The organism is Streptomyces sp. M-16, from assembly GCF_052114405.1.
GTDB lineage: Bacteria > Actinomycetota > Actinomycetes > Streptomycetales > Streptomycetaceae > Streptomyces.
This window is the reverse complement of the sequence record NZ_JBFRER010000231.1, coordinates 1-5,000: the sequence shown is the minus strand read 5'-3', so window position 1 is coordinate 5,000 and position 5,000 is coordinate 1. Positions and strand designations below refer to the sequence as shown.

At 60.6% G+C, this 5,000-nt stretch carries 3 rRNA genes and 1 pseudogene (1 of these 4 running past the window's edge); all 4 read left to right on the top strand.

Annotated features, from left to right (window positions below):
* A 16S ribosomal RNA gene (locus AB4039_RS41360) occupies positions 1-256 on the top strand (it extends 1,269 nt beyond the left edge of the window).
* Between the two features lie 285 nt (positions 257-541).
* Positions 542-3,461 (top strand): 23S ribosomal RNA (locus AB4039_RS41355).
* Between the two features lie 106 nt (positions 3,462-3,567).
* Positions 3,568-3,684: ribosomal RNA gene (rrf, locus tag AB4039_RS41350) — 5S ribosomal RNA — on the top strand.
* The 16S, 23S and 5S rRNA genes sit together here, the layout of an rRNA operon.
* A 105-nt stretch (positions 3,685-3,789) precedes the next feature.
* A pseudogene (locus AB4039_RS41345) lies at positions 3,790-5,000 on the top strand (hypothetical protein); the annotation flags it as partial.

Here is a 5,000-nt window from a genome sequence, read left to right as displayed (position 1 = left end):
GCCGGTCTCAGTTCGGATTGGGGTCTGCAACTCGACCCCATGAAGTCGGAGTTGCTAGTAATCGCAGATCAGCATTGCTGCGGTGAATACGTTCCCGGGCCTTGTACACACCGCCCGTCACGTCACGAAAGTCGGTAACACCCGAAGCCGGTGGCCCAACCCGTAAGGGAGGGAGCTGTCGAAGGTGGGACTGGCGATTGGGACGAAGTCGTAACAAGGTAGCCGTACCGGAAGGTGCGGCTGGATCACCTCCTTTCTAAGGAGCACAGTACCGATTGCRGGCAAATGTTCYGCACGGTCAGCTCATGGGTGGAACGTTGATTATTTGGCACGGTCTTCCGGATGGAATCACGAGTACTRCTTCGGCGTGGAAAGTGAGTCACTGACGGGGATCGTGCCTGGCACGTTGTTGGGTATCTGAGGGTACGGCCGTAAGGTCTTATCTTCGCGATGCCGGCCCCAGTGAACCTGGTCCTTAGGGATGAGGGTGATGGGTGGCTGGTCGTTGCTTGAGAACTACACAGTGGACGCGAGCATCTGTGGCCAAGTTTTTAAGGGCGCACGGTGGATGCCTTGGCACCAGGAACCGATGAAGGACGYGAGAGGCCGCGATAGGCCCCGGGGAGCTGCCAACTGAGCTTTGATCCGGGGGTGTCCGAATGGGGAAACCCGGCAGTCGTCATGGGCTGTCACCCATGCCTGAACACATAGGGCATGTGGAGGGAACGAGGGGAAGTGAAACATCTCAGTACCCTCAGGAAGAGAAAACAACCGTGATTCCGGGAGTAGTGGCGAGCGAAACCGGATGAGGCCAAACCGTATGCGTGTGATACCCGGCAGGGGTTGCGCATGCGGGGTTGTGGGAATTCTTTTGACCGGTCTGCCGGCCGGTCGGCGAGTCAGAAACCGTTGATGTAGTCGAAGGACATGCGAAAGGTCCGGCGTAGAGGGTAAGACCCCCGTAGACGAAACATCAGCGGCTTGCTTAAGAATCTCCCAAGTAGCACGGGGCCCGAGAAATCCCGTGTGAATCTGGCGGGACCACCCGCTAAGCCTAAATATTCCCTGGTGACCGATAGCGGATAGTACCGTGAGGGAATGGTGAAAAGTACCGCGGGAGCGGAGTGAAATAGTACCTGAAACCGTGTGCCTACAAGCCGTGGGAGCGTCGCTCATTGGGTTTACCCAATGGGTCGTGACTGCGTGCCTTTTGAAGAATGAGCCTGCGAGTTAGCGGTGTGTAGCGAGGTTAACCCGTGTGGGGAAGCCGTAGCGAAAGCGAGTCCGAATAGGGCGATTGAGTTGCACGCTCTAGACCCGAAGCGGAGTGATCTAGCCATGGGCAGGTTGAAGCGGAGGTAAGACTTCGTGGAGGACCGAACCCACCAGGGTTGAAAACCTGGGGGATGACCTGTGGTTAGGGGTGAAAGGCCAATCAAACTCCGTGATAGCTGGTTCTCCCCGAAATGCATTTAGGTGCAGCGTCACGTGTTTCTTGCCGGAGGTAGAGCACTGGATAGGCGATGGGCCCTACCGGGTTACTGACCTTAGCCAAACTCCGAATGCCGGTAAGTGAGAGCGTGGCAGTGAGACTGTGGGGGATAAGCTCCATGGTCGAGAGGGAAACAGCCCAGAGCATCGACTAAGGCCCCTAAGCGTACGCTAAGTGGGAAAGGATGTGGAGTCGCAGAGACAACCAGGAGGTTGGCTTAGAAGCAGCCACCCTTGAAAGAGTGCGTAATAGCTCACTGGTCAAGTGATTCCGCGCCGACAATGTAGCGGGGCTCAAGCGTACCGCCGAAGTCGTGTCATTGCAGCAATAGGGCCAACGCCCGCTGTGATGGGTAGGGGAGCGTCGTGTGCCGGGTGAAGCAGCAGCGGAAGCTAGTTGTGGACGGTTCACGAGTGAGAATGCAGGCATGAGTAGCGATACACACGTGAGAAACGTGTGCGCCGATTGACTAAGGGTTCCTGGGTCAAGCTGATCTGCCCAGGGTAAGTCGGGACCTAAGGCGAGGCCGACAGGCGTAGTCGATGGACAACCGGTTGATATTCCGGTACCCGCTTTGAAACGCCCAATATCGAATCAGGCGATGCTAAGTCCGTGAAGCCGTTCCGGACCCTTCGGGGAAAGGAAAGTGGTGGAGCCGACGAACCAGACTTGTAGTAGGTAAGCGATGGGGTGACGCAGGAAGGTAGTCCAGCCCGGGCGGTGGTTGTCCCGGGGTAAGGGTGTAGGCCGAGGGGTAGGCAAATCCGTCCCTCATTAAGGCTGAGACCTGATGCCGAGCCGATTGTGGTGAAGTGGATGATCCTATGCTGTCGAGAAAAGCCTCTAGCGAGTTTCATGGCGGCCCGTACCCTAAACCGACTCAGGTGGTCAGGTAGAGAATACCGAGGCGTTCGGGTGAACTATGGTTAAGGAACTCGGCAAAATGCCCCCGTAACTTCGGGAGAAGGGGGGCCATCACTGGTGATCGGACTTGCTCCGTGAGCTGGGGGTGGCCGCAGAGACCAGCGAGAAGCGACTGTTTACTAAAAACACAGGTCCGTGCGAAGCCGTAAGGCGATGTATACGGACTGACGCCTGCCCGGTGCTGGAACGTTAAGGGGACCGGTTAGTGACCTTTCGGGGTTGCGAAGCTGAGAACTTAAGCGCCAGTAAACGGCGGTGGTAACTATAACCATCCTAAGGTAGCGAAATTCCTTGTCGGGTAAGTTCCGACCTGCACGAATGGCGTAACGACTTCTCGACTGTCTCAACCATAGGCCCGGTGAAATTGCACTACGAGTAAAGATGCTCGTTTCGCGCAGCAGGACGGAAAGACCCCGGGACCTTTACTACAGTTTGATATTGGTGTTCGGTTCGGCTTGTGTAGGATAGGTGGGAGACTTTGAAGCCGTGACGCCAGTCATGGTGGAGTCGCCGTTGAAATACCACTCTGGTCGTGCTGGATGTCTAACCTCGGTCCGTGATCCGGATCAGGGACAGTGTCTGATGGGTAGTTTAACTGGGGCGGTTGCCTCCCAAAGGGTAACGGAGGCGCCCAAAGGTTCCCTCAGCCTGGTTGGCAATCAGGTGTTGAGTGTAAGTGCACAAGGGAGCTTGACTGTGAGACCGACGGGTCGAGCAGGGACGAAAGTCGGGACTAGTGATCCGGCGGTGGCTTGTGGAAGCGCCGTCGCTCAACGGATAAAAGGTACCCCGGGGATAACAGGCTGATCTTCCCCAAGAGTCCATATCGACGGGATGGTTTGGCACCTCGATGTCGGCTCGTCGCATCCTGGGGCTGGAGTCGGTCCCAAGGGTTGGGCTGTTCGCCCATTAAAGCGGTACGCGAGCTATTCCCACCTCCTTGAGAGGGTAAGGCTCCCAGTAGACGACTGGGTTGATAGGCCAGATGTGGAAGCCCGGTAACGGGTGGAGCTGACTGGTACTAATAGGCCGAGGGCTTGTCCTCAGTTGCTCGCGTCCACTGTGTTAGTTCTGAAGYAACGAACGGTTGCTGGTTTCTAGAGCTAGAACACAACTACAGAGTGTGCTTGTTCGCTCGAAACCGATAGGGTTTCGGTGGTCATAGCGTTAGGGAAACGCCCGGTTACATTCCGAACCCGGAAGCTAAGCCTTTCAGCGCCGATGGTACTGCAGGGGGGACCCTGTGGGAGAGTAGGACGCCGCCGAACAATCTTTCAAAGGACCCTTGGTCCAGCGTTCAACGCTGGACCAAGGGTCCTTTTTGTTTTTCACCTCTTTACGCCGAAGCGCGGCCATGGGTTGGTTGCGCGAGAATGACTAGCGGTACCCCGAAGACAGGAGCAACACCCATGTCCAACTCTCCCGACGATCGTCCGGAGCGCGAGCCTCGTCGCAACGACGGCGGTGACAGGGGCGGCTACCGCGGGGGCCGTGACGACCGTGGCGGTGACCGTGGTGGCTTCCGCCGCGACGACCGCGGTGGCCGTCCGACCGGTGGTGGCGGCGGTTTCCGCCGTGACGACCGTGGCGGGCGCCCCGCCGGCGACCGTCCCAGCGGCGGCGGCTTCCGTGCCCGTGACGACCGTGGTGGCGACCGTCCCAGCTACCCGCGTCGTGATGACGACCGTGGCGGCCGTCCCACCGGTGGTGGCGACCGTCCGTCCTACCCGCGCCGTGACGACCGTGGCGGCGACCGTCCCTCGTACCCGCGTCGCGAGGACCGTCCCAGCTACCCGCGCCGTGATGACGACCGTGGCGGCCGTCCCGTCAGCGGTGGCTTCCGTGGCGGTCGCGACGACCGTGGCGGCGACCGCCCGTCCTACCCCCGTCGGGATGACGACCGTGGTGGGCGTCCGTCGTACCCGCGTCGTGATGACGAGCGCGGTGGTTTCCGCGGTGGTCGTGACGACCGTGGCGGCGACCGTCCGTCCTACCCGCGCCGTGATGACCGTGGTGGCGACCGTCCGTCGTACCCCCGCCGTGACGATGACCGTGGTGGTTTCCGCGGTGGCCGTGACGACCGTGGCGGCGACCGTCCCTCGTACCCGCGCCGTGATGACGACCGTGGCGGCCGTCCCACCGGTGGTGGCGACCGTCCGTCGTACCCGCGTCGCGATGACCGTGGTGGGGACCGTCCGTCCTTCCGCCGTGACGATGACCGTGGTGGGCGTCCGTCGTACCCGCGTCGTGATGACGACCGTGGCGGCCGTCCCACCGGTGGTGGCGACCGTCCGTCGTACCCGCGCCGTGACGATGACCGTGGTGGTTTCCGCGGTGGCCGTGACGACCGTGGTGGCGACCGTCCCTCGTACCCGCGTCGCGACGACCGTGGTGGCGACCGTCCCTCGTACCCGCGCCGTGACGATGACCGTGGTGGTTTCCGCGGTGGCCGTGACGACCGTGGTGGCGACCGTCCCTCGTACCCGCGTCGTGATGACCGTGGTGGGGACCGTCCGTCCTTCCGCCGTGACGATGACCGTGGTGGGCGTCCGTCGTACCCGCGTCGTGATGACGAGCGCGGTGG